24 protein-coding genes are annotated in these 24149 nt (G+C 74.3%); 11 read left to right on the top strand and 13 right to left on the bottom strand.

What is annotated here, in order from left to right; translation table 11 throughout:
- Positions 1 to 824: 824 nt before the first annotated feature.
- From E1O70_RS19245 to ctaC, 3 genes are read right to left on the bottom strand one after another with little or no spacing between them, the layout of a single operon-like run.
- A complete protein-coding gene (locus tag E1O70_RS19245) occupies positions 825 to 1223 on the bottom strand; it encodes a cytochrome c oxidase subunit 4 (protein WP_061269462.1) in 399 nt (132 codons plus the stop codon).
- Positions 1220 to 3043 (bottom strand): aa3-type cytochrome oxidase subunit I, encoded by a 1824-nt coding sequence (gene ctaD, locus E1O70_RS19250; RefSeq protein WP_021482036.1) that lies wholly within the window; start codon positions 3041 to 3043, stop codon positions 1220 to 1222. Before ctaD ends, E1O70_RS19245 begins: the two co-directional genes overlap by 4 nt.
- A complete protein-coding gene (gene ctaC / locus E1O70_RS19255) occupies positions 3043 to 3963 on the bottom strand; it encodes an aa3-type cytochrome oxidase subunit II (RefSeq protein ID WP_021482035.1) in 921 nt (306 codons plus the stop codon). The genes ctaD and ctaC overlap by 1 nt, the downstream gene beginning before the upstream one ends.
- 401 nt (positions 3964 to 4364) lie before the next feature.
- Between ctaC and E1O70_RS19260 the strand changes: the two genes are divergently transcribed.
- On the top strand, positions 4365 to 5510 hold the full coding sequence (locus E1O70_RS19260) for a cysteine desulfurase family protein (protein WP_061269463.1): 1146 nt from the start codon (positions 4365 to 4367) through the stop codon (positions 5508 to 5510).
- Positions 5507 to 5803 (top strand): sulfurtransferase TusA family protein, encoded by a 297-nt coding sequence (locus E1O70_RS19265; protein ID WP_082774868.1) that lies wholly within the window; start codon positions 5507 to 5509, stop codon positions 5801 to 5803. Before E1O70_RS19260 ends, E1O70_RS19265 begins: the two co-directional genes overlap by 4 nt.
- A 111-nt stretch (positions 5804 to 5914) precedes the next feature.
- Here E1O70_RS19265 and erpA read toward each other — a convergent pair whose 3' ends face one another.
- Together erpA and E1O70_RS19275 are read right to left on the bottom strand one after the other, a co-directional pair.
- Positions 5915 to 6265: an iron-sulfur cluster insertion protein ErpA gene (gene erpA / locus E1O70_RS19270; RefSeq protein WP_043658948.1), complete on the bottom strand. Its 351-nt coding sequence runs from the start codon at positions 6263 to 6265 to the stop codon at positions 5915 to 5917.
- Between the two features lie 224 nt (positions 6266 to 6489).
- A complete protein-coding gene (locus E1O70_RS19275; RefSeq protein ID WP_128957488.1) occupies positions 6490 to 7707 on the bottom strand; it encodes a glycerate kinase in 1218 nt (405 codons plus the stop codon).
- Positions 7708 to 7845: 138 nt separating this feature from the next.
- Between E1O70_RS19275 and nadA the strand changes: the two genes are divergently transcribed.
- On the top strand, positions 7846 to 9054 hold the full coding sequence (gene nadA, locus E1O70_RS19280) for a quinolinate synthase NadA (RefSeq protein ID WP_061269434.1): 1209 nt from the start codon (positions 7846 to 7848) through the stop codon (positions 9052 to 9054).
- A 56-nt stretch (positions 9055 to 9110) separates the two neighbouring features.
- Positions 9111 to 9710 carry a DJ-1/PfpI family protein gene (locus E1O70_RS19285; protein WP_061269430.1) on the top strand — a complete coding sequence of 200 codons (600 nt, stop codon included), beginning with the start codon at positions 9111 to 9113 and terminating at the stop codon, positions 9708 to 9710.
- A 45-nt stretch (positions 9711 to 9755) separates the two neighbouring features.
- Here the strand turns inward: E1O70_RS19285 and E1O70_RS19290 are convergent, their stop codons facing one another.
- Positions 9756 to 10121, bottom strand: a complete 366-nt coding sequence (locus E1O70_RS19290; RefSeq protein ID WP_240696777.1) for a DUF3817 domain-containing protein — start codon at positions 10119 to 10121, stop codon at positions 9756 to 9758.
- Between the two features lie 93 nt (positions 10122 to 10214).
- On the opposite strand from E1O70_RS19290, the gene E1O70_RS19295 reads away from it, so the two are divergent.
- Positions 10215 to 10745, top strand: coding sequence for an acyl-CoA thioesterase (locus E1O70_RS19295; protein ID WP_061269429.1), 531 nt, complete (start codon positions 10215 to 10217; stop codon positions 10743 to 10745).
- A gap of 72 nt (positions 10746 to 10817) precedes the next feature.
- On the opposite strand, the gene E1O70_RS19300 is transcribed toward E1O70_RS19295, so the two are convergent.
- Positions 10818 to 12227 (bottom strand): dipeptidase, encoded by a 1410-nt coding sequence (locus E1O70_RS19300; RefSeq protein WP_061269432.1) that lies wholly within the window; start codon positions 12225 to 12227, stop codon positions 10818 to 10820.
- Positions 12228 to 12301: 74 nt separating this feature from the next.
- Between E1O70_RS19300 and E1O70_RS19305 the strand changes: the two genes are divergently transcribed.
- A complete protein-coding gene (locus E1O70_RS19305) occupies positions 12302 to 12895 on the top strand; it encodes a DUF3043 domain-containing protein (protein ID WP_043658508.1) in 594 nt (197 codons plus the stop codon).
- 50 nt (positions 12896 to 12945) lie between these two features.
- Positions 12946 to 13959, top strand: a complete 1014-nt coding sequence (locus E1O70_RS19310; protein WP_061269428.1) for an aldo/keto reductase family protein — start codon at positions 12946 to 12948, stop codon at positions 13957 to 13959.
- A gap of 58 nt (positions 13960 to 14017) precedes the next feature.
- Here E1O70_RS19310 and yczE read toward each other — a convergent pair whose 3' ends face one another.
- Positions 14018 to 14761: a membrane protein YczE gene (gene yczE, locus E1O70_RS19315; protein WP_082774858.1), complete on the bottom strand. Its 744-nt coding sequence runs from the start codon at positions 14759 to 14761 to the stop codon at positions 14018 to 14020.
- A 62-nt stretch (positions 14762 to 14823) separates the two neighbouring features.
- On the opposite strand from yczE, the gene yczR reads away from it, so the two are divergent.
- Entirely contained in the window at positions 14824 to 16335 is a 1512-nt protein-coding gene (gene yczR / locus E1O70_RS19320; RefSeq protein WP_082774857.1) for a MocR-like transcription factor YczR, read from the top strand.
- A gap of 99 nt (positions 16336 to 16434) precedes the next feature.
- On the opposite strand, the gene E1O70_RS19325 is transcribed toward yczR, so the two are convergent.
- The 4 genes from E1O70_RS19325 to E1O70_RS19340 are packed head-to-tail and all read right to left on the bottom strand — an operon-like array spanning position 16435 to position 18665.
- Positions 16435 to 16644: a hypothetical protein gene (locus tag E1O70_RS19325; RefSeq protein WP_061269427.1), complete on the bottom strand. Its 210-nt coding sequence runs from the start codon at positions 16642 to 16644 to the stop codon at positions 16435 to 16437.
- Positions 16641 to 17753, bottom strand: coding sequence for a quinone-dependent dihydroorotate dehydrogenase (locus E1O70_RS19330; RefSeq protein ID WP_061269426.1), 1113 nt, complete (start codon positions 17751 to 17753; stop codon positions 16641 to 16643). The genes E1O70_RS19325 and E1O70_RS19330 overlap by 4 nt, the downstream gene beginning before the upstream one ends.
- Positions 17750 to 18292 carry a hypothetical protein gene (locus E1O70_RS19335; protein WP_240696778.1) on the bottom strand — a complete coding sequence of 181 codons (543 nt, stop codon included), beginning with the start codon at positions 18290 to 18292 and terminating at the stop codon, positions 17750 to 17752. Before E1O70_RS19335 ends, E1O70_RS19330 begins: the two co-directional genes overlap by 4 nt.
- Before the next feature lie 16 nt (positions 18293 to 18308).
- Positions 18309 to 18665 (bottom strand): hypothetical protein, encoded by a 357-nt coding sequence (locus E1O70_RS19340; protein WP_034652936.1) that lies wholly within the window; start codon positions 18663 to 18665, stop codon positions 18309 to 18311.
- 89 nt (positions 18666 to 18754) lie between these two features.
- Here E1O70_RS19340 and E1O70_RS19345 point away from each other — a divergent pair, with 89 nt between their 5' ends.
- A complete protein-coding gene (locus E1O70_RS19345) occupies positions 18755 to 20260 on the top strand; it encodes a leucyl aminopeptidase (RefSeq protein ID WP_034652934.1) in 1506 nt (501 codons plus the stop codon).
- Positions 20261 to 20344: 84 nt separating this feature from the next.
- Here the strand turns inward: E1O70_RS19345 and E1O70_RS19350 are convergent, their stop codons facing one another.
- Positions 20345 to 20701 (bottom strand): oxidoreductase, encoded by a 357-nt coding sequence (locus E1O70_RS19350; RefSeq protein WP_370670926.1) that lies wholly within the window; start codon positions 20699 to 20701, stop codon positions 20345 to 20347.
- 215 nt (positions 20702 to 20916) lie between these two features.
- Here E1O70_RS19350 and lpdA point away from each other — a divergent pair, with 215 nt between their 5' ends.
- Positions 20917 to 22299, top strand: coding sequence for a dihydrolipoyl dehydrogenase (gene lpdA, locus E1O70_RS19355; protein WP_061269200.1), 1383 nt, complete (start codon positions 20917 to 20919; stop codon positions 22297 to 22299).
- A 30-nt stretch (positions 22300 to 22329) separates the two neighbouring features.
- Positions 22330 to 24132, top strand: coding sequence for a 2-oxoglutarate dehydrogenase, E2 component, dihydrolipoamide succinyltransferase (gene sucB / locus E1O70_RS19360; RefSeq protein WP_061269199.1), 1803 nt, complete (start codon positions 22330 to 22332; stop codon positions 24130 to 24132).
- Positions 24133 to 24149: the final 17 nt, after the last annotated feature.

The raw sequence follows: 24149 nt of genomic DNA on the forward strand, positions 1-24149 counted from the left end.
TCGTCAACTGGTCCGACGCCGAGGCCCGCCTCCAGCGCGCCAAGACCCAGACCGCCGGGCTCATCGTCCCCTGACGATCCCGCCGCACGACACCCGGTCGGCGAGCACGACCCCGCTCCCCCACCACAACGAGGTTGGTCCCGCTATCCGGTGGATAGCGGGACCAACCTCGTTCTCGGCGGCCGCCCTGGGCCACGACCCGGTCAGTCCGCGGTCGCCAATAGGTGCCGCGTCGTGGCGTCGGCCCCGGGGGGCGTCGCCGGCAGCGTCTCCGGCCGTCACGACGTTCTGGCGCGCTCCGTCGCCTGCCCCACACACCGCCCCTCACACTGCCCCGCACCGCGACCACGCACCGTCCCGCGCTGGACCACTGGACGAAGACGCCACACCCGTTCAGCGAGCGAGCCGGGCGCGTCCGGGCCGCCGTCGTCGTGACGGCTTCCCCGCTCGACGTGAGGCCGCCCTGCGAACCTGCAGCCCTGCCCTGCCCTGCCGTGTCCGCTCCCGTCCGCGCGTGTGCGCTCCCGTCCGCGCGTGTGCGCTCCCGTCCGCGCGTGTGCGCTCCCGCCCGCGCAAGGGCGCTCCCGCCCGCGCAAGGGCGCTCCCGTCCGCGCGTGTGCGCTCCCGCCCGAACGGGGGCGCTCCCGCCCAGGCGTTGGCGCCCCATTCCGGCCTGGGACGCTAGAACGCCGTCAGAGCGCCACAGAGAGCGACTCCGGCACTCGGACGTGTCCCCGCAGCAACGAACGCCCTACGCCCCCGCGCAGACAGCAGGACGGCCCGACCCCCCGCGAGAGGGGATCGGGCCGTCCGGAAGCGGTGCGTCAGTGCGCGTGCTGGCCGCGGGAGAACTCGAAGACCCAGCCGACGAGGGCGATCGCACTGAGCGCGATACCCACGTAGACAAGCCACCAGCCGACCGCGAGGCCGAGGAAGACGACCGCCGCCGAGCCTGCGATCGCGAGCGGCCACCAGCTCCACGGGGCGTACACGCCCTGGTCGCCGGCACCCTGCTCGATGAGGCCGTCCGGGTCGTCCTCGGGCCGCGCGTCGATCCGCTTCGCGGTGAGCGCCAGGTACGCCCCGATCATGCCCGACAGACCTGCGGTCAGGAGGAGCGCGGCGCTGCCGACGGGCTCCCAGCCGCTCCAGAACCCGTACACCACGCCGATGAGCGCGAAGAAGGGCGTCAGGAAGATGAACAGCTTGTACTCGACCTTCACTTGCCGGCCTCCTCGTCCGTGTCACCCGTGCGCGGCTCGTCGATGATGATCGTCGACGTCGAGTCGCTGCCTGCCTGCTTGTCGCCGAGGCGGTCGAGCGCGACGCTCTTCTCACCGCGGCGGTCGGCCTCCCCGTAGACCTTCTCCAGGACGTTGGGGTTCGGCTCCGCGTGGTCCATCGCGGCGACCTCGGGGTGGTGCAGGTCGAACGCGGGCGACTCGGAGCGGATGCGCGGCAGCGACGTGAAGTTGTGCCGCGGCGGCGGGCAGGACGTGGCCCACTCGAGCGAGCGGCCGTAGCCCCACGGGTCGTCGACCTGCACCTTGGGCGCGTTGCGCCAGGTCGTGTAGACGTTCCAGAGGAACGGCAGCGTCGACGCGGCGAGGATGAACGCCCCGACCGTCGAGACCTGGTTCTCCCACGTGAAGCCGTCGGACGGCGCGTAGTCCGCGTAGCGGCGCGGCATGCCCTCGACGCCCAGCCAGTGCTGGATGAGGAACGTCATGTGGAAGCCGATGAAGAGCAGCCAGAAGTGGACCTTGCCGAGGCGCTCGTTGAGCATGCGCCCGGTGAACTTGGGCCACCAGAAGTAGAAGCCGGCGAACATCGCGAACACCACGGTGCCGAACACGACGTAGTGGAAGTGCGCCACCACGAAGTACGAGTCGGACAGGTGGAAGTCGAGCGCCGGGCTGGACAGGATGACGCCCGTGAGACCGCCGAAGAGGAAGGTCACGAGGAACCCGATCGACCACAGCATCGGTGTCTCGAACGTCAGCTTCCCTCGCCAGAGGGTCCCGATCCAGTTGAAGAACTTCACGCCGGTCGGCACGGCGATGAGCATCGTCATGAAGGCGAAGAACGGCAGGAGGACCGCGCCGGTCACGTACATGTGGTGGGCCCACACGGTGACGGACAGCGCCGCGATCGCGATCGTCGCGTAGACGAGGCCCTTGTAGCCGAAGATCGGCTTGCGGGCGAACACCGGGAAGATCTCGGACACGATGCCGAAGAACGGCAGCGCGATGATGTAGACCTCAGGGTGCCCGAAGAACCAGAACAGGTGCTGCCACAGGATGGCGCCCCCGTTCTCGGGGTTGAAGATCTGGGCACCGAGGCGCCGGTCGGCACCGAGCGCGAAGAGCGCGGCGGCCAGGGGCGGGAACGCCATGAGCACGAGGAGGCTCGTGATGAGCGTGTTCCACGTGAAGATCGGCATGCGGAACATCGTCATGCCGGGCGCGCGCATCGTGATGATCGTCGTGATGAAGTTGACCGCACCGAGGATCGTGCCGAAGCCGGCGAGCGCGAGCCCGAACACCCAGAGGTCTCCCCCGAGCCCTGGACTGAACGTCGTGTTCGACAACGGCGCGTACGCGAACCACCCGAACGAGGCGGCGCCCTGCGGCGTGAAGAAGCCGGCCGAGGCGATGAGACCACCGAAGAGGTAGAGCCAGTACGCGAACATGTTCAGTCGCGGGAACGCGACGTCCGGCGCACCGATCTGCAGCGGCATGATCACGTTCGCGAACCCGGCGAAGAGCGGGGTCGCGAACAGCAGCAGCATGATCGTGCCGTGCATCGTGAAGAGCTGGTTGTACTGCTCCTTGCTCTGCACGATCTGGATGCCGGGCTCGAAGAGCTCCGCACGGATCACGAGGGCCATGAGGCCGCCGATGCAGAAGAAGATGAACGACGTGATCAGGTACATGTACCCGATCGTCTTGTGGTCGGTGGACGTGACCCACTTGATCACGGTCCGCCCGAGGGTCTGACGCCGCGGCGCGAGACCGGGGATGACTTCGGCCTGCGCGACCATCAGTTCTCACCCTCCGTGGTAGCGGTGACAGGGTTCGGGTCCTGGAGACGGCTGAAGCCCTCCACCGGGATCTGACCCTCCTGGCCCTTCTCGCGGAGCGCCTCCATCTGCGCGTCGTACTCCGCGCGGTCGACGACCTCGACGTTGAACAGCATGCCGGAGTGGTGCTCGCCGCAGAGCTCGGCGCACTTGCCGGCGTAGACGCCCTCGCGCTCCGGGGTGACCACGAACTCGTTCGTCCGGTGCGGGATCATGTCGAGCTTGTAGAGGAACGCGGGGATCCAGAAGGAGTGGATGACGTCGCGCGACTGCAGCTCGAACCGCACCGACTCACCGACGGGCAGGTAGAGCGTCGGCAGCGCCGCCGCCGTGCCCGGGGCACCGTCGATCGTCGCGTCGTCGGTCATGGTGTCGCCGACGTCCGCCAGGTGCTGGCCCGTCTCGTAGACGTCGTCGTCCACGTAGTTGAAGTCCCAGCTCCACTGCTTGCCGATGACCTGGACCGTGAGGTCGGACTCGACGTCCTTGTCCACGATCGCGCTCATGTCGCGGTCCGTGTAGAAGAAGAGGACGAGGACCATGAGGATCGGCACGGCCGTGTACATGATCTCGAGCGGCAGGTGGTAGCGCGTCTGCACGGGGAGCTGGTGGTCGTCCTTGCGCTTGCGGTACGCGGCGACGCACCACAGCATCAGGCCCCACGTGATCACGCCGACGATGAGGGCCGCGATCCAGGAGCCGGTCCACAGCGACGTGATCCGGGCGGTCTGGTTGGTCACCTCCCCGTCCTCGTAACCGGGCAGGAACCCGCGCTGGACGGTGTCGGTGGCGCAGCCGGACGCCACCGCGGCGACGGCGACGGCGAGGGCCGTCGCCCGCAGGATGGTGCGCCGTGTGCGGCTAGGGGGTTGCGAGTGCAAGGGGGGCCTTTCACGTCACGTCCTGCCCGTGCCCGTCTTTACGAGCCCAGCACAGGACCTTCGTCCTCGACACACGAAGCCTAGCGCGGGATTCCGCCCTTCGTGGCCCGGAACGCGCTGCGGACGGGCGAGATGCGGCACACGTCGTGGCCGGTCAGGGGTGGGTTCGGCACACCCGTCCCGAGTCTGTCAGATCCTTGCCACACCGTCGGCCCACCGGGCAGCACGGTAGCGTGCCGGTGGGACCTTCGGACTCCCGGAGGCACCTCGTCGCGGGGCGCGCGAGCGCAACGATCCGACGCCGTGCGCCGGACCTCGACCGGCGCCCTGCGCCCGCTCGGGCCGTCTCAGCCCGGCCGTCCCCCGCTCCGCGACGGCCCCGCCCGCGCCCTGGAGGCCATGTGACACACACCACCCCCGATCGCCGGGTCCTTCTCGACAACGGGGGGCGCGCCCCCTGGCACCCGCTCGCGCGCGAGGCCTTCGACCGCGCGCTCGACGACGGCTGGGCCGACCCCCGACGCCTCCACGCCGAGGGCAGGCGTGCCGCGGCCCTGCTCGACGGCGCCCGCGAGGCCGTCGCCGCCGCGCTCGACGCGCGCACGGAGGAGGTCGTCTTCACCGCCAACCACACCGCGTCCCTCCACACGGCCGTCGCCGCGCTCGCCGGCGCGCGTCACCGCGCGGGGCGACGGGTCGTCGTCGGCGCCGTCGAGCGTGCCGCCGTCCTGCACGCCGCCGAGCACGGTGGCCTGGAGCGGGAGGTCGTCGGGGTGGACAGGTCCGGCCGCGTCGACGCCGCGGAGATGACCGACGCCGTCGGCCGCCCGGGCGTGGCGCTCGCCGCGCTCCAGGCCGCCAACGGCGAGGTGGGGACGCGGCAGCCGGTCGCGGCCGTGCACGAGGCGGCGCGGGGGGCGGGGGTCCCGCTGCTCGTGGACGCGGGGGCCACGCTCGGGCACGACGTCGTCCCCGAGACCTGGGACGCGCTCGCCGCCGACCCGGCGGACTGGGGCGGCGGGCCCGGCGTCGGTGTCCTCGCGGTGCGTTCCCGCGTCCGACGGCGCAGCCCGTTCCCGGAGGACGCGGACCCGTGGGCACCCGGCGGGGTGTCCGTCCCGGCGGCGTTCGCCGCCGCAGTGTCGCTGCAGGCGGTGCTGGCCGACCGGGACGCGCAGGACGCGCGGCGCCGGGCGCTCGTCGACCGCGTGCGGGCACAGGTCGCCCAGATCCCCGACGTCGAGGTGGTCGGCGACCCGGTCGACCGGCTCCCCCACGTCGCGACCTTCTCCTTCCTCTACGTGGACGGCGAGGCGCTGCTCACCGACCTGGACCGCGAGGGCATCGCCGTCGGCTCCGGGTCGGCGTGCACGTCGAGCTCGCTCGAGCCCTCGCACGTCCTCGCGGCGATGGGCGTGCTCACGCACGGCAACGTGCGCGTCGCCCTGGACCGCTCGACGACGGAGGACGACGTCGAGCGGCTGCTCGCCGCCCTGCCGGACGCCGTCGCCCGCGTGCGCGCGGCGCTGGGGGTGCAGGGCCTGTGACCGGCGATCCCCCGCCCGCGGCGTCGTCCGGCACGTCCGGCGACGCGGGCGCGGCCGGCGACGTGGTCGACGCGCGCGGGCTGCGCTGCCCGCTGCCCGTGATCCGGCTCGCGGCGGCAGCGCGCGACCTCGCACCGGGCGCCAGGCTCACGGTGTGGTCGACCGACCCGGCCGCCCGCCTCGACGTCCCCGCGTGGGCGCGGATGCGCGGGCACGCGGTCGTGGGCGAGGCGCAGCTCCCCGGTCAGGGAGAAGCCGAGGCCTGGGCGATCACCGTCGAGATCGGCGGCTGACCCCGCCGCGAGCGGGGCGCCACGACCCGCGGACGACGCGAGCCCGGCCACCCGCGGACGGGTGACCGGGCTCGTGCGGTCCGGTGGCGTGCGCGCGGCACGCCGGACGGCTCAGCTGAAGGAGCCGCCGCAGGCGCAGGCGCTGCCCGCGTTGGGGTTGTCGATCGTGAAGCCCTGCTTCTCGATCGTGTCGGCGAAGTCGATCGTCGCGCCCTCGAGGTAGGGGACGCTCATCTTGTCGACCACGACCTCGACGCCGTCGTAGTCGCGCAGCGCGTCGCCGTCGAGCACGCGCTCGTCGAAGTAGAGCTGGTAGATCAGGCCGGAGCAGCCGCCGGGCTGCACCGCGACGCGCAGGCGCAGGTCGTCGCGACCCTCCTGCTCGAGGAGCGTGCGGACCTTGTCCGCGGCCTCGTCGGTCAGGTTGACGCCGTGCGTGGCAATGTCGGTGGTCTCGCTCATCTCGTCTCCGCGCTGTCGGGGGCAGTGCTGCCCCGGTGGTGGCCGGCTTCTCGGATCTCTCGAGAGAGATCCCGTCAGGTCCTCAACACCACACGTGCCGGTGGTGTTCCCGAGTCTACGACCCCGCGCGGCAGGAAGGTCGAACGGGCCTCGCCGCACGGGGTGCGAGGACGACGACGGAGGAGCCGCACGGGCGGCGCCGTCGACCTCGGCCGACGCGCGCCTCAGCCGCGCGACCACGTGCGCGCGACGCGCTCCACGAGGTCGCGCGGGTCGCCGTCGCCCCACGCGTACGCACCGCTGAGCCCCGCGGCCGCCTGCTCGCGACGGCCCGCGACGACCGCACGCGCGACGACCACCACCGGGAGCGCGTGCCGCGCCGCCCGGCCGGCCACCTCGCGGACGGTCCCCTCGCCGAGCTCGTGCGCGCCGAGCTCGTCGGCGAGCACCACGACGACGTCCGCGTCCGCGAGCCGCGCGTCGAGCCCGACGTCGTCCGCCACGACCCGGAGCGCGGGCACGAGCCTGCCGCCCAGCGCCGCGACGGCGAAGCCCAGCCCTCCCCCGCTGCCCGCCCCCGGCAGCGCGGCGAGGCGGCGGCCCGTCGTCGCGCCCGCGAGCAGGTCGCGCCCGACGATCCCGTGCTCCCCCGGCCCGGCCGCGTCCGCGCGGTCGACGGCGGCGGCGACGTCGTGCGCGACCGCGCCGAGCGCGCGCTCGAGGTGCTGGGCCACCAGCGGGTCGACACCGCGCGCGTCGAGGGTCGCGCTCGCGCCGTGCAGACCGAGGAGCGGGACGTCGGACGCGACGGCCGCCACGAGGTGCGTGCCGCCCAGCGCGGCGCGCGCGGCGCGCACGACGTCCGCCAGCCGGACGGGCGCGACGTCCGGCGCGCCCCCGGACGCCGGCGGCTCGCCCGCGAGCGCGAGGAGCGCCCCGAAGCCCGCGTCGTGGCTCGTGCTGCCCCCGGTCGCGAGGACGACCCGGCCGGGATCCGACCCCGCCCGAGCGGCGTCGACCGCGAGCGCGAGCAGGTGCCCGACGGCGGTCGACGAGCGGGCGGGCACCGTCGTCGGCGTCCCGTCGGCATCGACGACGACGGCCTCCCCGGTGGCCGGGACCTGGGACGCGTCGACGACGACGGTCCGGGCCTGCACACCCTCGCGCGGCGAGGACGCGCGCCGTCGGACGGCGACCGGGACCTCCGCGCCGCCCGGGCCCGGCACGACGCCCGCGAGGACCTCGGGCGCGACGGGAGCGACGGCGTCGAGGAACGCGGGCCCCGACGCCGCGAGGGGCACGGTGTCCACGGCGCCGTGCGCGGACCACCACGAGGCGACGTCGGCGAGGCTCGGTCCGGCGGCAGCCGGCACGACGTCGCGGCCCGGCCACGCGCCGTCGGGCGGGGGCGGGGCGGCGGACCCGGTGAGCAGCACGCGCATGCCCGGATTGTGCCAGCCCGGGCGCGGTCCGGCGGGTCGCGCCGGGGCGCGCGGAGTCAGGGTGGGAGGGCCCTCTCCGTCTCCGCGGCGCTGTGCGACGATGGTCCCGTGAGCACCGGGAGCACCTTGCTGTCGTCCGTGGGCGGTCCGAGCACCGCACGCCCGGGCGGTTTCGTCGAGCCCAACCCGTCCGCCCTGCTCCTGCTGGGGCAGGGCCGCGACCTCGCGTCCGAGCGGGGCGTCGAGTGCGTGGGCGACCTGCCCGCGCCGAGCGACCCCGACCTGGTCGAGCGCGCCCGCGCGGCACGCGCCGCGCTGGGCGAGCGGGCGTTCGTCCTGGGCCACCACTACCAGCGCGACGAGGTCATCGACTTCGCCGACGTCACGGGCGACTCCTTCAAGCTCGCGCGCGAGGCGGCCGCCCGCCCCGAGGCGGAGTTCATCCTCTTCTGCGGCGTGCACTTCATGGCCGAGAGCGCGGACATCCTCACGTCCGACGCGCAGCAGGTCGTGCTGCCGGACCTCGCGGCGGGCTGCTCAATGGCGGACATGGCCGCAATCGACCAGGTCGAGGACGCGTGGGACGTGCTGCAGGAGGTCGGCATCGCCGACTCGACGATCCCCGTGACCTACATGAACTCCTCGGCCGCGATCAAGGCCTTCACGGGGCGCCACGGCGGCACGGTGTGCACGTCGTCGAACGCGGAGGTCGCGCTGCGCTGGGCGTTCGACCAGGTGGGCGGCGTGGACGGCACGGGCAAGGTCCTGTTCCTCCCGGACCAGCACCTGGGGCGCAACACCGCGGTCCTGAAGCTCGCGATGTCGCTCGACGACTGCGTCGTGTTCGACCCGCGCAAGCCGAACGGCGGCCTCACCGACGCCGAGCTGCGCGACGCGCGCATGATCCTGTGGCGGGGGCACTGCTCGGTCCACGGGCGGTTCTCGGCGAAGAACGTCGACGACGTCCGCGCGGCCGTCCCGGACGTCAACGTGCTGGTGCACCCCGAGTGCAAGCACGAGGTCGTCACGGCGGCGGACTTCGTCGGGTCGACGGAGTACATCATCAAGATGCTCGACGCCGCCGAGCCGGGCTCGGCGTGGGCGATCGGGACCGAGCTCAACCTCGTGCGCCGCGTCGCGCGGGCGCACCCGGACAAGCAGGTGCACTACCTCGACTCGACGGTGTGCTTCTGCTCGACGATGAACCGGATCGACCTGCCGCACCTCGTGTGGGCGATGGAGTCGCTCGTCGCCGGTCGCGTGGTGAACCGAATCGTCGTGGACGCCGACGACGCGCACTGGGCGCGCGTCGCGCTCGACCAGATGCTCGCCCTGCCGGGCCTCTAGGCGCGCGGGCAGGAGCGGTCGAGGCCCTCGGGACGCGGGGGCGCGCGGAGGTGGCCATGGGAACGGGCAACGGGACGAACGTCGGGATCTTCGTCTTCGACGAGGCCGAGGAGCTCGACGTCGCCGGGCCGTTCGAGGTGCTGTCGGCCTGGGCCGAGCACTCCGCGCTCAAGCCCCAGGTGTCGACGTTCTCGTGGGACGGCGGCGGCGTGCGGCTCGCGAAGGGCCTCCGCCTGCTCCCCGACCGCTCGGCGGACGACGTCGGCCCCCTCCACCTGCTCGTGTACCCCGGCGGTCGCGGGACGCGCCCGCTGCTCGGCGACCGCGTGCACCTCGAGTGGCTGCGCGCGATGCGGGCGCGCACCCCGGTGATCGCGAGCGTCTGCACGGGCTCGCTCGTCCTCGCCGCGGCGGGGCTCCTCGGGGGCCGGCCCGCGACGACGCACTGGGCGCACTACGACGAGCTCGCGCGGATCGACCCGAGCGTCGTGGTCGACACGGAGGCGCGCTACGTCGACGACGGCGACGTCGTCACGTCCGCCGGGGTGTCCGCGGGGATCGACATGGCGCTGCACCTCGTCGCGCGCCTGGAGAGCGCCGACGTCGCGCGCGCCGTACGGCGCGGGATCCAGTACGACCCCGACCCGCCGGTCTGATCGGGCCGAGCGGTCGGCGAGCCTGGGGTCAGCCGACCCGAGCGGTCAGCGGCGCGCGTAGCGGCCGGTGCGGTGCGCCCACACGTCGAAGAGGACGGTGCAGAACGGCGGGACGGTCGCGGCGAGCGCGAGGAAGATCGTCCAGAGCGACCAGCGGACGCGCACGGCGGCGAGCACGGCGAGCGCGACGTACACGAGCACGAGCACGCCGTGGACGGGCCCGAAGATCTCCACGCCGCGCTCGGTCGTCCCGGCGACCCACTTGAGGTACATGCCGACGAGCAGGCCGGCCCAGGAGAACGCCTCGGCGATCGCGACTGCGCGGAACGCGCGGACCTGCCACGGGTGCGGGGCGGGCGACCCGGTGTCGGCGGTGGCGGTGGGGCGAGGGGCGGGGCTCGTCGTCGTCACGGCGCGCATCCTCGCACACCGACCTGGAGGGGCGTCCCCCGCCGTCGGTGCCGGATACCCGATACCGCTGGTGCGGGGTAGTAGCCTGCCCCGGTGACCCGCCAGATCCAGCTCCTCGTCGCCAGCACGTTGCCGCGCAAGGCCGTGCCGGGGCGCGGCGTCCTCGAGCCGTCCGTCACCCGCATGCGCGTGCGCCCGGGCGACCTCGACTTCTACCTGCACGTGAACAACGGCGTGTATCTCCAGATGATGGACGTCGCGCGCAGCAACTTCATCGCCGACCTCGGCGGGTTCCCCCTGCTCAAGGACAAGGGCTGGTACCCCGTCGTCGCGGCGTCGACCATGAAGTACCGCCGCTCCCTGCAGCTCGGGGACCGCTTCGAGATCACGACGCGCGTGCTCGGGTGGGACGAGCGCGTCGTGTACCTCGAGCAGGTGTTCACACGCCGCGGGGACCTCTGCGCGCGCGGGCTCGTCGCCGGGCGCTTCCTCGCGCGCGGGTCCGGCGACCGGATCGCCGCGCCCGACGTCGTCGGGCTCCTGGGCGGCGACGTCACCTCCCCCGAGCTCCCGGACGACGTCGCGCGGTGGGCCCGGGCGGTCGACGTCGCCCACCGTGCCTGACGCCTGACGCCGCACGGCGGCGCTCCCCGGCCGACCGGGGAGCGTCGCCGCGTGCGGTCCGGCGGGCGCGGGTCAGGCGACCGCGCCGCCGAGCCGGGCGAGCAGGAGCGCCTCGGCGAGCACGACCTTCTCCAGCTCGCCGAGGTGGACCGACTCGTTCGCGCCGTGCGCGCGCGAGTCCGGGTCCTCGACGCCCGTGACGAGGATCGCCGCGTCGGGGAAGACCTCGAGCAGGTCGGCGATGAACGGGATCGACCCGCCGATGCCGATGTCGACGGGGTCCGTGCCCCACGACGTCGCGAACGCCCACCGCGCGGCCCGCATCGCCTCGGAGTCCGCCGGGGCGAGGAACGGCTTGCCCTGCTCGCCGTCGCGCACGGTCACGCGCGCGCCGAACGGCGCGTGCGACTCGAGGTGCCTGCGCAGCGCCGCCATCGCGGCCGCCGGGTCCTGGCCGGGCGCGAGCCGCACCGAGAGCTTCGCGGTCGCGCGGGGCGTGAGGGTGTTCGACGCGTGCGCGACGCTCGGCGCGTCGAGCCCGATCACGGCGATCGCCGGCTTGGTCCACAGCCGCCCGGCGATGCTGCCCTCCCCCGCGAGGACGGTGCCGTCGAGGAGCGAGGAGTCGGCGCGGAAGTCGGCCTCCGCGTAGTCCACGGTCGGCTCGTCCGCGGTGGCGAGCCCGGGCACGGCGACGTTGCCCGCGTCGTCGTGCAGGGTCGTGATCAGCCGCGCGAGCAGCGTCACGGCGTCGAGCACGGGGCCGCCGAACATGCCCGAGTGCACCGCGTGGTCGAGCACCGCGACCTCGACCTCGCAGTCCACGAGCCCGCGCAGCGACGTCGTGAGCGCGGGCACGCCGATCTTCCAGTTCGAGGAGTCGGCGACGACGATGACGTCGGCCGCGAGCAGGTCGCGGTGCTGCGTGAGGAACGGCAGGAACGTCGGCGAGCCGATCTCCTCCTCGCCCTCGACGAACACCGTCACCCCGACGGGGAGGTCGCCGATCTCCAGGAGGGCACGCAGCGCACCGAGGTGGGCCACGACGCCCGCCTTGTCGTCGGCCGCGCCGCGGCCGTAGAGGCGGCCGTCGCGCTCGGTCGGCTCGAACGGGTCGGTCTCCCACGTGCTCGCCTCGCCCGGGGGCTGGACGTCGTGGTGCGCGTACAGCAGGACGGTCGGGGCGCCGTCGGGCGCCGGGCGGCGCGCGACGACGGCGGGCGCGCCCTCGGTGCCGTCCTCGGCCCGGGCGCGCAGCACCTGGACCTCGGGCAGGCCGGCGTCGCGCAGGAGCGCGGCCACGGCGTCGGCGCTGGCGGCGACGTGCGCCTGGTCGAACGCGGCGTTCGAGACGCTCGGCACGCGCACGAGCGACTCCAGGTCGGCGCGCAGCGCCGGGAAGAGCCGGGCGACGGTCTCGCGGAGCGTGGTCGCGAGGGCGGTGCCGGGCGCGGGGGCGGTGGGTTCGGGTGAGTTCGTCACGACCAGCACGGTACGACACCGTGCGGCCCCGGACCCGCGTCCGGGCACCCCGTCGGCTCGACTACCCTGGAGGGGTGTTCTCCCGCAACAAGGCCGCCGCGACCCCCGCCGCCCCCGACCCCGTCGAGGAGGCGGCCGAGATCGAGCGCGCCGGCAAGGGCCGCCCGACCCCCAAGCGCAAGGTCTCCGAGGCCGCGAACAAGCGTCCCCTCGTGCCGAACGACCGCCGCGCCGCCGCGAAGTCCGCACGGGAGAAGCAGCGCGAGATGCGCGACCGCCAGTACCAGGCCATGCAGACCGGCGACGAGCGCTACCTGCCGCCGCGCGACAAGGGCCCGGTCAAGCGCTACGTGCGCGAGTACGTCGACGCCCGTTGGAACCTCGGTGAGTTCTTCCTGCCCGTCGCCCTCGTCTTCATCGTGTTCTCGTTCCTCACGGCGCGGAACCAGGAGCTCGCGTTCCTCACGGTCATGACGCTGTACGTCATCGTCCTGCTCACCGTCGTCGACGGCTTCATCATGTGGCGGCGCCTGCGCAAGCGCCTCCTCGCGAAGTTCGGCGACATCCCCAAGGGCACGGTCATGTACGCGGTCATGCGCGCGTTCCAGCTCCGCCGCGCGCGGCTGCCCAAGCCGACGCACAAGAAGCACGGCGTCTACCCCGAGTGACGACGGCGCCCGGCCCCGCGAGCGGCCGGGCCCGCGGCTAGGTTGGGTCCATGCCCACCTACCGCTACCTCGGCAACTCGGGTCTCAAGATCTCCGAGATCACCTACGGCAACTGGCTCACCCACGGCTCCCAGGTCGAGAACGACGTCGCGACCGCGTGCGTGCACGCAGCCCTCGACGCCGGCATCTCGACGTTCGACACCGCGGACGTCTACGCCAACACGAAGGCCGAGCAGGTGCTCGGCGACGCCCTCAAGGGCCAGCGACGCGAGTCGCTCGAGATCTTCACGAAGGTCTACTGGCCGACCGGCCCCGGCGGCCCCAACGACACCGGCCTGTCGCGCAAGCACGTCATGGAGTCGATCAACGGCTCCCTCAAGCGGCTCGGCACCGACTACGTCGACCTCTACCAGGCGCACCGGTACGACACCGAGACGCCGCTCGAGGAGACGATGCAGGCGTTCGCCGACATCGTGCGCCAGGGCAAGGCCCTGTACATCGGCGTCTCCGAGTGGACGGCGGACCAGATCCGCGCGGGCCACGCGCTCGCGCAGGACCTCGGGTTCCAGCTCATCTCCTCCCAGCCGCAGTACTCGATGCTGTGGCGCGTCATCGAGGACGAGGTCGTGCCGACGTCGCGCGAGCTCGGGCTCTCGCAGATCGTCTGGTCGCCCATGGCGCAGGGCGTGCTGTCCGGCAAGTACCTCCCCGGGCAGCCGCTGCCGGCGGGGTCGCGTGCGACCGACGACAAGGGCGGCGCGCGCATGATCCAGCGCTTCCTCACCGACGACGTGCTCACGCGCGTGCAGAACCTCCGGCCCGTCGCGGACGAGCTGGGCCTGAGCATGGCGCAGCTCGCGATCGCGTGGGTGCTGCAGAACGACAACGTCGCCGCGGCGCTCGTCGGGGCGTCGCGCCCCGAGCAGGTCGCGGAGAACGTCAAGGCGTCAGGCGTGACGATCCCGGCCGAGCTCATGGCCCGGATCGACGAGATCCTCGGGGGCGCCGTCGAGCGCGACCCGGGCAAGACGGCGGAGAACGCCCCGCAGGGCCGCGTCGCCTGACGCACGCCACCGCGCGCGACGACGGCCCCGGCGGCGCGCCGGGGCCGTCGTCGTCTCCTCACCGGCCGGACGCGGGCATGCCTCCCTCGTCCGGCCGGGGGCCTGCGGTCGCGGGGACGGGCTCCCGCGACGCGGTCCCGACGTCCGACGCAGGCTCGCCGTCCGACGCCGCCACGATGTCCGTCGCCGCCTCGGAGGCCGCGGCGGTGACGAGCCCGCGCGGCGCGAACCACCGCGCCGTGAGCTGGACGATCGGCCCGACGGCGAGCGCGTAGGCGACCGTCGCCCAGCCGAGCGTGCCGCCGAGCGCCCAGCCCAGCGTCACGACGACGACCTCGAGGAGCGTCCTCACGAGCCGCACCGACCAGCCGGTGCGCGCCACCAGGCCGGTCATGAGTCCGTCGCGGGGTCCCGGGCCGAGCCGCACGCCCAGGTAGGCCGCCGTCGCGAGGCCGTTGAGCACGATGCCCCCGACGGCCAGGGCCACGCTCGCGGCGACGCCCGGGTCGGGCACGAGGCGCGTGACGAGCGCGATGGCCGGGTCGATCGTCAGCGTGATGACGACGACGTTCGCGACCGTACCGATCCCGGGCCGCTGCCGGAGCGGGATCCAGGCCAGCAGGACCAGCACGCTCAGCGACCCGACGACGACACCGAACGGCAGCCCCGTGCGGCGGACGACGCCCTGGTGCAGCACGTCCCACGGCATCCCGCCCTGGCCCGCGTGGATCAGCAGCGCCATGGACAGCGCGTAGCCGAGCAGGCCGAGGAGGAGCTGGACGGTGCGGCGGGTGGGGCTCATGGGTGTCATCCTGACCGCCGAGTGGCATCGACATCCATAGCCAATCGCGAGAGAGTGGCCCCATGAGCCTTGCCCCGGCCGGGACGGTCGACGTCCACCGCCACCTGTCCCCCGCTGCTGCCGCGCGGCTGCTCGGCCGGTGGCACGCGGGCGGCCCCGCGTACACCGCCCTCGCCGACGCGCTGCGGGCCGCCGTCCTCGCGGGAACCCTCGCGCCGCACACGCGCCTGCCGTCCGAGCGCGACCTCGCCGTCGCTCTCGGCGTCTCGCGCACCACGACCGCCGCCGCGTACGGGCGCCTGCGCGAGCTCGGGTTCGCGCGCTCGCGCACCGGCTCGGGCACCGTCGTCGTGCTCCCCCGCCCGAGCGCGCGCCGGCCCGCGGACCGCGCGGCCGGCGGCGACGCCCCGCCCGGGCCCGCGCCGCGCACCGCGCCGATCGACCTCGCCGACCTGTCGCAGGCGACCTCCGCCGCGCCGAGCGGCCTGCACGCCGCCTACTCGCGCGCGCTGGAGCGGCTGCCCGAGTACCTGTCCGGCGGCGGCTACGAGCCGTACGGCCTCGGCGTCCTCCGCGAGGCCCTCGCCGACCACCACACACGCCGCGGCACGCCCACCACGCCCGACGAGGTGCTCGTCACCACGGGCGCCCAGCACGCCATCACCACGCTCGCCGACACCCTCCTCGGGGCAGGTGACCGCGCCGTCGTGCAGTCGCCCACGTACTACCACGCGATGGAGTCGCTGCGACGGGCGGGCGCGCGGCTGGTGCCCGTCCCCGTAGGCCGGGGAGGCCACGGGGCGCGGGGCAGCGACGACCACGACGCGCCGGGGTTCGACGTCGACCTGTTCGACTCCACGCTGCGCCAGGTCGCGCCGCGGCTCGTCTACCTCGTGCCCGACTTCCACAACCCGACCGCCTACACCCTCACGCCCGAGGAGCGGGCGGGCGTGCGCGACGCCGCGGCCCGCCACCGCGTGACCGTGGTCGGCGACGAGACGCTCACCGACCTCGACCTCGACGGCGACCCGGACGCCACCGGTCCGGTCGTGGAGCCGCTCGCGGGCGACGGCACCTCGCCGTACGTCGTCACGGTCGGCTCGGCGTCCAAGTCGTTCTGGGGCGGGCTGCGAGTCGGCTGGGTCCGCGCCCACCCGGACCTCGTCGCGCGCCTCGCGCGCACGCGGCAGTCGGCGGACATCGCCACCGCGGTGCTGGAGCAGCTCACCGTCGTCGAGCTGCTCGACGACGCCCCCGCGGTGCTCGCCGAGCGCCGTCGGACGCTCCGCGCGCAGCGCGACCTCCTGTGCGGCCTGCTCGCACGGGCGCTGCCGCAGTGGCGCGTGGACGTGCCCGAGGGCGGGCTCTCACTGTGGGTCGACCTGGGCGCGCCGGTCGCGCAAGCGCTCGCCGCCGCCGCGGCGGCCGAGGGCGTGCTCGTCAACGCCGGCCCGACCTTCACGCCCGACGGCAGCGCGGCCGACCGGCTGCGCCTGACGTTCTCCCGACCGCCCGAGCAGCTCGAGCACGCCGTGGCACGGCTCGCCGCCGCGTGGGCCCGGGTCGCGGGCTGACGGTCCCCCGGGGCGACGGCGCGCGACGGGCTCGCGCGCCCGTGTCGCCCGGGCAGGACCGGCCGGCCGTGCGTCCAGGTCAGGACGCCGACGACCCGGTCAGGGGACGCGCAGCTCCACCGTCGCCGTCGCCTGGCTGCCGTCGTGCAGAAGCCGGGCGGCGGCAGCGCCCTCTGCGGCGAGGCTCCGCCAGCTCTCGCCGAGCCACTGCTCGGCGTCGTACTGCGTCGTGAAGACGGGGCTCACCGGCGAGGCGAGCGCGCGCCCCTCGGCGTCGTCGAGCTCCCAGACCCACTGCGGCCGGATCATCGTGCCTCCTTCGCGTCGGCGCCCCGCACGTGCGCGCCGGGCTCGGGGTGCCGCGCGAGCGAGCGGTTGATCCGCGCCGCCCACAGCGGGCCCTGGTAGAGGAACCCGGTGTACCCCTGCACGAGGTCCGCGCCCGCGTGCAGGTAGTCGCGCGCGTCGTGCGCGGTGGTGATCCCCCCGACGCCGATGATCGCGCGCTGCGGCCCGAGCCGCTCGCGCAGGCGCGCGACGACGGCCAGGCCCCGCGCGCGGATGGGCGGGCCCGAGAGGCCGCCGGGCCCGCGGTCGTGCCCGATCGTCGTGTTCACGGCGACGACGCCGTCGAGGTCGAGCTCGTCCACGAGGTCAGCGACGGCGTCGACGTCCTCGTCCGCGAGGTCCGGGGCGATCTTGACGAGCAGCGGCACCCGGCCGACGCCCGCGTCCGCCGTGGCCGCGTCGGCCGCCTCGCGCACGGCCACGAGGATCGGCCGCAGCGACTCGACCTCCTGGAGGTCGCGCAGGCCCGGGGTGTTCGGGGACGACACGTTCACCACGAGGTAGTCCGCGTACGGCGCGAGCAGGCCCGCGCTCGTCGCGTAGTCCGCGGCCGCCTCCTCGGCGGGCGTGACCTTCGTCTTGCCGATGTTCGCCCCGACGAGCACGGCACGCCCGCCCCGCGTCGAGCGCAGGGCCGCGAGCCGGCGCGCGGCCGCCGCGGCGCCCTCGTTGTTGAACCCCATGCGGTTGCGCACGCCCTGGACGTCGAGCTCGCGCCACAGGCGCGGCCGCTCGTTGCCGGGCTGGGCGTGCGCCGTCACGGTGCCGATCTCGACGAACGCGAAGCCGAGCATCGTCAGCCCGCGCACCGCCCGGGCGTCCTTGTCGAAGCCGCCCGCGAGCCCGAACGGCGCCGGGAAGACCTTGCCGAGCACCTCGACGCTCCCCCGGCCCCCCGCCGCGCGGCCCAGGTAGGGCGCGAGCGCCCCCTGGACGACGTCGCGCAGCACGGGCACGCGCCCGGCGAACCCGATGAGGTCGAACGCCACGTGGTGCGCCCGCTCGGGGTCCATCCGGCGGAACACGGTGTCGAAGAGGAGGCCGTAGAGGAGCGGTCGGCGGCGGGTCATACGGCGTCCTCCGGGGCGTCGGTGACGGGGGTGGTGGGGGCGGCGGGGGGCGGGGTGGTCACGCCGGGCGCGGCGGGCCGGGTGCGCCAGAGCCACCAGAGCCCGACGAACGGCAGCACGAGCGGGACGTAGCCGTAGCCCTGGCCGAAGCCCGACCAGACGGTCGCGCGCGGGAAGGCCTCGGGGTCGGCGAGCGAGAACGCGCCGACGGTCAGGACGCCGACGAGCTCGACGCCCACGGCGAGCCACGCCATGCGGCGCGCGACGCGGCCGCCCCGCGCGAGGGCGATCGTCGCGACGACGTAGACCGCCGCCGCGAGCGCCGACAGCGCGTAGGCGAGCGGCGCCTCGTGCCAGTCGCGCAGGAGCTGGACCCCGGCGCGGGCCGTCGCGGCGAGCGCGAAGATCCCGTAGACGGCGACGAGCACCCGGCCGAAGCCGCCGTTGGTGCGGCGCTGGCCCGAACGGGGGTCCGGGCGACCGCCCGCTGCGGGCGTCGCCGCCGGGTCCGCCCCGTCGGGGGCGGCAGGTGCGCTCATGGCGAGGGCCTCCAGGTCAGGCGTTCCAGATCTGCCACAGCCGCCACTCGAGGAACGCGACCGTGAGCGCGGCGACCGCGAGCACGACGGAGCTCCAGCGCGAGCGCTCCGCGAACGCCCACAGCGCGGCGACGGGCAGGATGACGAGTGCGGTCACGAGGTAGCCCCACAGCAGCACCGGGTCGGTGGGCGCCGTCCCGGTCGCGCCGAGCACCCCGAGCACGACCGCCTGCACGAGGATCAGCCCCTCGATCACCGCGGCGCCCCACAGCTGGCGCAGGATCACCGCGCGGTCGCGCGCGACGAACACGACCGCCCAGGCGGCGAGCGCGACGCACGCCGCGACCACGAGGAGCAGGAGGGGGAGGACCACGCCGCCGAGCGTACCGGGGGCGGTGGGCGCCGCGGGAATCGTCCACAGGCCCGGCGGACCCCGCGGGCGGCCGGGGATAGCATCGCGGGGTGGCTGAACTGACCGTCTCCAGCAAGAATCCCGCCGGTGCCAAGGTCGACGCGCTCGTCGTCGGCACCCACACGACGTCCGACGGCGTCGCGATCGTCGGGGGCGACCTGCCCCGTCCGGTGGTCGCCGCCCTCGAGGACCTCGCACCCGCGCTCGGCATCACGGGCGCCGCCGACGAGGTCCGCAAGGTCCCCGCCGGTCCCGACCTCAAGGCGGGCGTGCTCGTGCTCGTGGGCCTCGGCGCCCGCCGGGCCGACGGCACGTTCGGCGCCGAGGCGCTGCGCCGTGCGGCAGGGGCCGCGCTGCGCGCGCTCGCCGGCACCGCGTCGGTCGCCGTCGCGCTGCCCGTCGAGGACGACGCGCAGCTCGCCGCCGTCGCCGAGGGCGCGCTCCTGGGCACCTACACGTTCGCGCGCTACCGCACGGGCGAGGCCGCGACGTCGGCCGGGAGCCGTCCGCCCGCGACCGTCGAGATCCTCGCGGCGAACGCGCGCAGCGCCGCCGCGAAGGCCGCCGTCGAGCGCGCGACGGTCGTCGCCGCCGCGGTCAACGCGACGCGCGACCTCGTGAACGCGGCGCCGAACGACCTGTACCCGGCCGCGTTCGCCGACGTCGCGAAGCAGGCCGTCAAGGAGTCCGGCGCCAAGGGCCTCAAGGTCACCGTGCTCGACGACAAGGCGCTCGCCGCGGGCGGGTACGGCGGTCTGGTCGGCGTGGGCCAGGGCTCGGCGCGCGGGCCGCGCCTGGTCAAGGTCGCCTACACGCCGTCGCGCCCTGCGGCGAAGGTCGCGCTCGTCGGCAAGGGCATCACGTTCGACTCGGGCGGCATCTCCATCAAGCCCGCGAAGGGCATGGAGGCGATGAAGTCCGACATGGCCGGCGCCGCCGCGGTGCTCCAGACCGTCGTCGCCGCCGCGCGCCTGGGCCTGCCCGTGGCGGTCACGGGCTGGCTGTGCCTGGCGGAGAACATGCCGTCCGGCACCGCGCAGCGCCCGTCCGACGTCATCACGATCCGGGGCGGCAAGACGGTCGAGGTGCTCAACACCGACGCCGAGGGCCGCCTCGTCATGGCCGACGGCCTCGTCGCCGCGGTCGAGGAGAAGCCCGACGTCGTGCTCGACGTCGCGACGCTCACCGGCGCCCAGATGGTCGCGCTCGGCAACCGCGTCTCGGCGGTCATGGGCGCCGACGACGTGCGCGCGGAGGTCGTCGCGGCGGCCGACGCCGCGGGCGAGCAGTTCTGGCCGATGCCGCTGCCCGAGGAGCTGGGCGCGTCGCTGAAGTCGAAGGTCGCGGACCTCGCCAACATCGGCGACCGGTTCGGCGGGATGCTCGTCGCCGGGCTGTTCCTCCAGGAGTTCGTCGGCGAGACGCCGTGGGCCCACCTCGACATCGCCGGCCCCGCGTTCAACGAGGGCTCCGCGCACGGGTACACGCCGGTCGGCGGCACGGGCGTCGCCGTCCGCACCCTGCTGGGCCTGGTCGAAGGCCGCGCCCGCCGCTGACCCGACCCCGCCGAGCAGGTGGTCCTGGTCCGTCCGGTCGCCCCGACGGACCAGGACCGCCTGCTCGCCCGGCGGGCGGCCCGGTCAGGAGCTTTTGCGCTGGCGCGAGTTCCAGTCGCGCATGCGCTGCGGGTAGCCGGTGAAGCGGACGTTGTAGACGGGCACGCCCAGCGAGCCGGCGACGTCGAACGCCGTCTTCTCGTCCGGCACGCGGCGCCGTGTCCACTCCCCCGTCGTCGCGATGAGCAGGAGCGTCGCGCCCGTGTCCGGCGTGGGCGGCTCGACGTACGCCTCGACGCCGACGCGCGTGCGCACGAACTCCTGCAGGTGTGCGAGCGTCGCGCGGCGGGCGTCCGACGGCGCGGCCGCGGCGCCGCCCGGCGACGAGGTGGTCGCGGGACGGCGGGAGAACAGGCTGGACAGCTTGGGCAGCCGGGGCACAGCGGCAGGGTACAGCGTGACCCTGGTCATACGGTGGGCGCGCTGTCTCCAGCGTCACAGCCGTACGGCCCAGGTTTCGATTGGGGAGCCCGTCCCCGAGGTGCCAAGATGGCTCCCGGAGAACGTTCACGCACCGTGGGTCAGCGGTTCCCGTCCGGCCCGCCGTCGTGCCGTGGACGCCCGCTCTCGCTCTCCCCTCGCTGAAGGAGTCGCACGTGGCCGAACCCGGCACACCATTCGACGTCGTCGTCCTGGGCGGAGGCAGCGCCGGCTACGCCACCGCGCTGCGTGCCGCCCAGCTCGGTCTCGACGTCGCGCTCGTCGAGTCGGGCCGGCTCGGCGGTACCTGCCTGCACAACGGGTGCATCCCCACCAAGGCGCTGCTCCACGCGGCCGAGCTCGCCGACGGCGCCCGCGAGGGCGCGAAGTTCGGCGTGCGCAGCACGCTCGAGGGCATCGACATGGCGGGGGTCAACGCGTACAAGGACGGCGTCGTCGCCGGTCTGTACAAGGGTCTCCAGGGACTCGTCTCCTCGCGCGGCATCACGTACGTCGAGGGCCACGGTCGCCTCGTGTCGCAGGACACGGTCGAGGTCGACGGCACCCGCTACACCGGCCGCCACGTCGTGCTCGCCACCGGCTCGTACGCCCGGTCGCTGCCCGGTCTCGAGATCGGGGGCCGGGTCGTCACGTCCGACCAGGCGCTGCGGCTCGACCGCGTGCCGAAGTCGGTCGTCGTGCTCGGCGGCGGCGTCATCGGCGTCGAGTTCGCGAGCGTGTGGAAGTCGTTCGGCGCCGACGTCCAGATCGTCGAGGCGCTGCCCCACCTCGTGCCGAACGAGGACGTGGCCCTGTCGAAGGCGCTCGAGCGCGCGTTCCGCAAGCGGGGCATCGCGTTCTCGCTCGGCGACCGGTTCGCCGGCGTCAAGGAGACCGACTCCGGGGTCACCGTGACCCTCGAGTCCGGGAAGACGTTCGAGGCCGAGCTGCTGCTCGTCGCCGTCGGGCGCGGCCCGCGCACCGCGGACCTCGGGTTCGAGGAGCAGGGCCTCACGCTCGACCGCGGCTTCGTGATCGTCGACGAGCGCCTGCACACGGGCGTCGGCAACATCTGGGCCGCGGGCGACATCGTCCCCGGCCTCCAGCTCGCCCACCGCGGCTTCGCGCAGGGCATCTTCCTCGCGGAGCAGATCGCGGGCCTCGACCCGACGCCGATCGTCGAGTCGTCCATCCCCCGGGTCACGTACTGCGAGCCCGAGGTCGCGTCCGTCGGCGTCACCGAGGCCGACGCCGCCGAGACGTGGGGGGCCGACCAGGTCGAGTCCCTCGAGTACAACCTCGCCGGCAACGGCAAGAGCAAGATCCTCGGGACGAGCGGCTTCGTCAAGCTCGTGCGCCGCAAGGACGGTCCCGTCGTCGGCGTGCACATGATCGGCGCCCGCGTCGGCGAGCTCGTCGGCGAGGGCCAGCTGATCGTGGGCTGGGAGGCGTACCCCGAGGACGTCGCCGCCCTGGTCCACGCCCACCCCACCCAGAACGAGGCACTCGGAGAGGCGCACCTGGCCCTGGCCGGCAAGCCTCTGCACGCCCACAACTGACCCCAACGATCGAAGGAGACCAGGCAGGTCATGTCTGAGAACGTGCAGATGCCGGCCCTCGGCGAGTCCGTCACCGAAGGCACCGTCACCCGTTGGCTCAAGTCGGTCGGCGACACCGTCGCCGTCGACGAGCCGCTGCTCGAGGTCTCGACCGACAAGGTCGACACCGAGATCCCGTCGCCCGTCGCGGGCACGCTCGAGCAGATCCTCGTCCAGGAGGACGAGACCGTCGAGGTCGGCGCGAACCTCGCCGTGATCGGCGACGGCTCGGGCGGTGGCGGCTCCGCGCCGGCCCCCGCCGAGGCCGAGACCGAGGCTCCGGCCCTGCAGGCCGCGCCGGAGCCGGAGCAGCCGGCCGCCCAGGAGGCGCCCGCCGCCCCCGCGCCCGCCGAGCAGCCCGCGCCGTCCGGCGACTCCGCCGGTGGCGGCGAGGAGATCAAGCTCCCGGCGCTCGGCGAGTCCGTCACCGAGGGCACCGTCACGCGGTGGCTCAAGTCGGTCGGCGACACCGTCGAGGTCGACGAGCCGCTGCTCGAGGTCTCGACCGACAAGGTCGACACCGAGGTCCCCTCGCCCGTCGCGGGCACCGTCCAGCAGATCCTCGTCCAGGAGGACGAGACGGTCGAGGTCGGCGCCGTGCTCGCGATCGTCGGCTCCGGCGCCGCCCCGGCCGCGGCCCCCGCCGCTCCGGCCGAGCAGCCCGCGCAGGAGGCCCCGAAGCAGGAGGAGGCGCCGACCGAGGCGCGCACCCCGGCGAGCGAGGCGGACGTCCCCGCGCAGGCCGCGCAGGAGGAGACGCCCGCCCCCGCGACGAGCGCCCCCGCTCCCGCCGCGGAGAAGCCGTCCGCGCCGTCGGCTCCTGGTGCGACCCCGGCCCCGGCCGCCAAGGCCGGCGGCACGTACCTCACGCCGCTCGTGCGCAAGCTCGCCGCGGACAAGGGCGTCGACCTCTCGTCCCTCACGGGCACGGGCGTCGGCGGCCGCATCCGCAAGGAGGACGTGCTCGAGGCAGCCCGCAAGGCCGAGGAGGCCAAGGCGGCGCCCGCCGCTGCCGCACCGGCCGCCCCCGCGGCCGGTGGCGCCCCGAAGAAGGCGTCGGTCCCGGCGGTCTCGCCGCTGCGCGGCACGACCGAGAAGACGAGCCGCCTGCGCAAGCTCGTCGCGAGCCGCATGGTCGAGGCGCTGAGCACACAGGCGCAGCTCACCACGGCGGTCGAGGTCGACGTCACGCGCGTCGCCGCCCTGCGCAATCGCGCCAAGGCCGACTTCAAGGCGCGCGAGGGCGCGAACCTCACGTTCCTGCCGTTCTTCACGCTCGCCGCGGTCGAGGCGCTCAAGGCCTACCCGAAGATCAACGCGACCTTCGCCGAGGACGAGATCACCTACCACGGCCAGGAGAACGTGGGCATCGCGGTCGACACCGAGCGCGGCCTCGTGGTCCCCGTCATCAAGGACGCGGGCGACCTCAACCTCGCCGGCATCGCACGCAAGATCGCCGACCTCGGCGCGCGCACGCGTGCCAACAAGGTCGGCCCGGACGAGCTCGCGGGCGCGACGTTCACGATCACGAACACCGGCTCGGGCGGCGCCGTCTTCGACACGCCGATCGTCCCGGTCGGTCAGGTCGCGATCCTCGGCACGGGCACGATCACGAAGCGCCCCGTCGTCGTGACGGACGTGGACGGGAACGACACGATCGGCATCCGCTCGACGTGCTTCATCTTCCTGTCCTACGACCACCGCCTGGTCGACGGTGCGGACGCCGCGCGCTTCCTCACCACCATCAAGAACCGCATCGAGGAGGGCGCGTTCGAGGCCGAGGTCGGCCTCTGACGGACCCGCTCCGCGGC

The organism is Cellulosimicrobium funkei, from assembly GCF_004519295.1.
In the GTDB taxonomy this organism is placed as follows: domain Bacteria; phylum Actinomycetota; class Actinomycetes; order Actinomycetales; family Cellulomonadaceae; genus Cellulosimicrobium; species Cellulosimicrobium funkei.

Bases quoted from the DNA above. Each gene is read 5' to 3' on its own strand.
- ctaD (WP_021482036.1), bottom strand. From the start codon at position 3,043: ATGGTCGCGCAGGCCGAAGTCATCCCCGGTCTCGCGCCGCGGCGTCAG.
- erpA (WP_043658948.1), bottom strand. From the start codon at position 6,265: ATGAGCGAGACCACCGACATTGCCACGCACGGCGTCAACCTGACCGAC.
- E1O70_RS19275 (WP_128957488.1), bottom strand. From the start codon at position 7,707: ATGCGCGTGCTGCTCACCGGGTCCGCCGCCCCGCCCCCGCCCGACGGC.
- E1O70_RS19285 (WP_061269430.1), top strand. From the start codon at position 9,111: ATGGGAACGGGCAACGGGACGAACGTCGGGATCTTCGTCTTCGACGAG.
- E1O70_RS19310 (WP_061269428.1), top strand. From the start codon at position 12,946: ATGCCCACCTACCGCTACCTCGGCAACTCGGGTCTCAAGATCTCCGAG.
- yczE (WP_082774858.1), bottom strand. From the start codon at position 14,761: ATGAGCCCCACCCGCCGCACCGTCCAGCTCCTCCTCGGCCTGCTCGGC.
- yczR (WP_082774857.1), top strand. From the start codon at position 14,824: ATGAGCCTTGCCCCGGCCGGGACGGTCGACGTCCACCGCCACCTGTCC.
- E1O70_RS19325 (WP_061269427.1), bottom strand. From the start codon at position 16,644: ATGATCCGGCCGCAGTGGGTCTGGGAGCTCGACGACGCCGAGGGGCGC.
- E1O70_RS19330 (WP_061269426.1), bottom strand. From the start codon at position 17,753: ATGACCCGCCGCCGACCGCTCCTCTACGGCCTCCTCTTCGACACCGTG.
- E1O70_RS19335 (WP_240696778.1), bottom strand. From the start codon at position 18,292: ATGAGCGCACCTGCCGCCCCCGACGGGGCGGACCCGGCGGCGACGCCC.
- sucB (WP_061269199.1), top strand. From the start codon at position 22,330: ATGTCTGAGAACGTGCAGATGCCGGCCCTCGGCGAGTCCGTCACCGAA.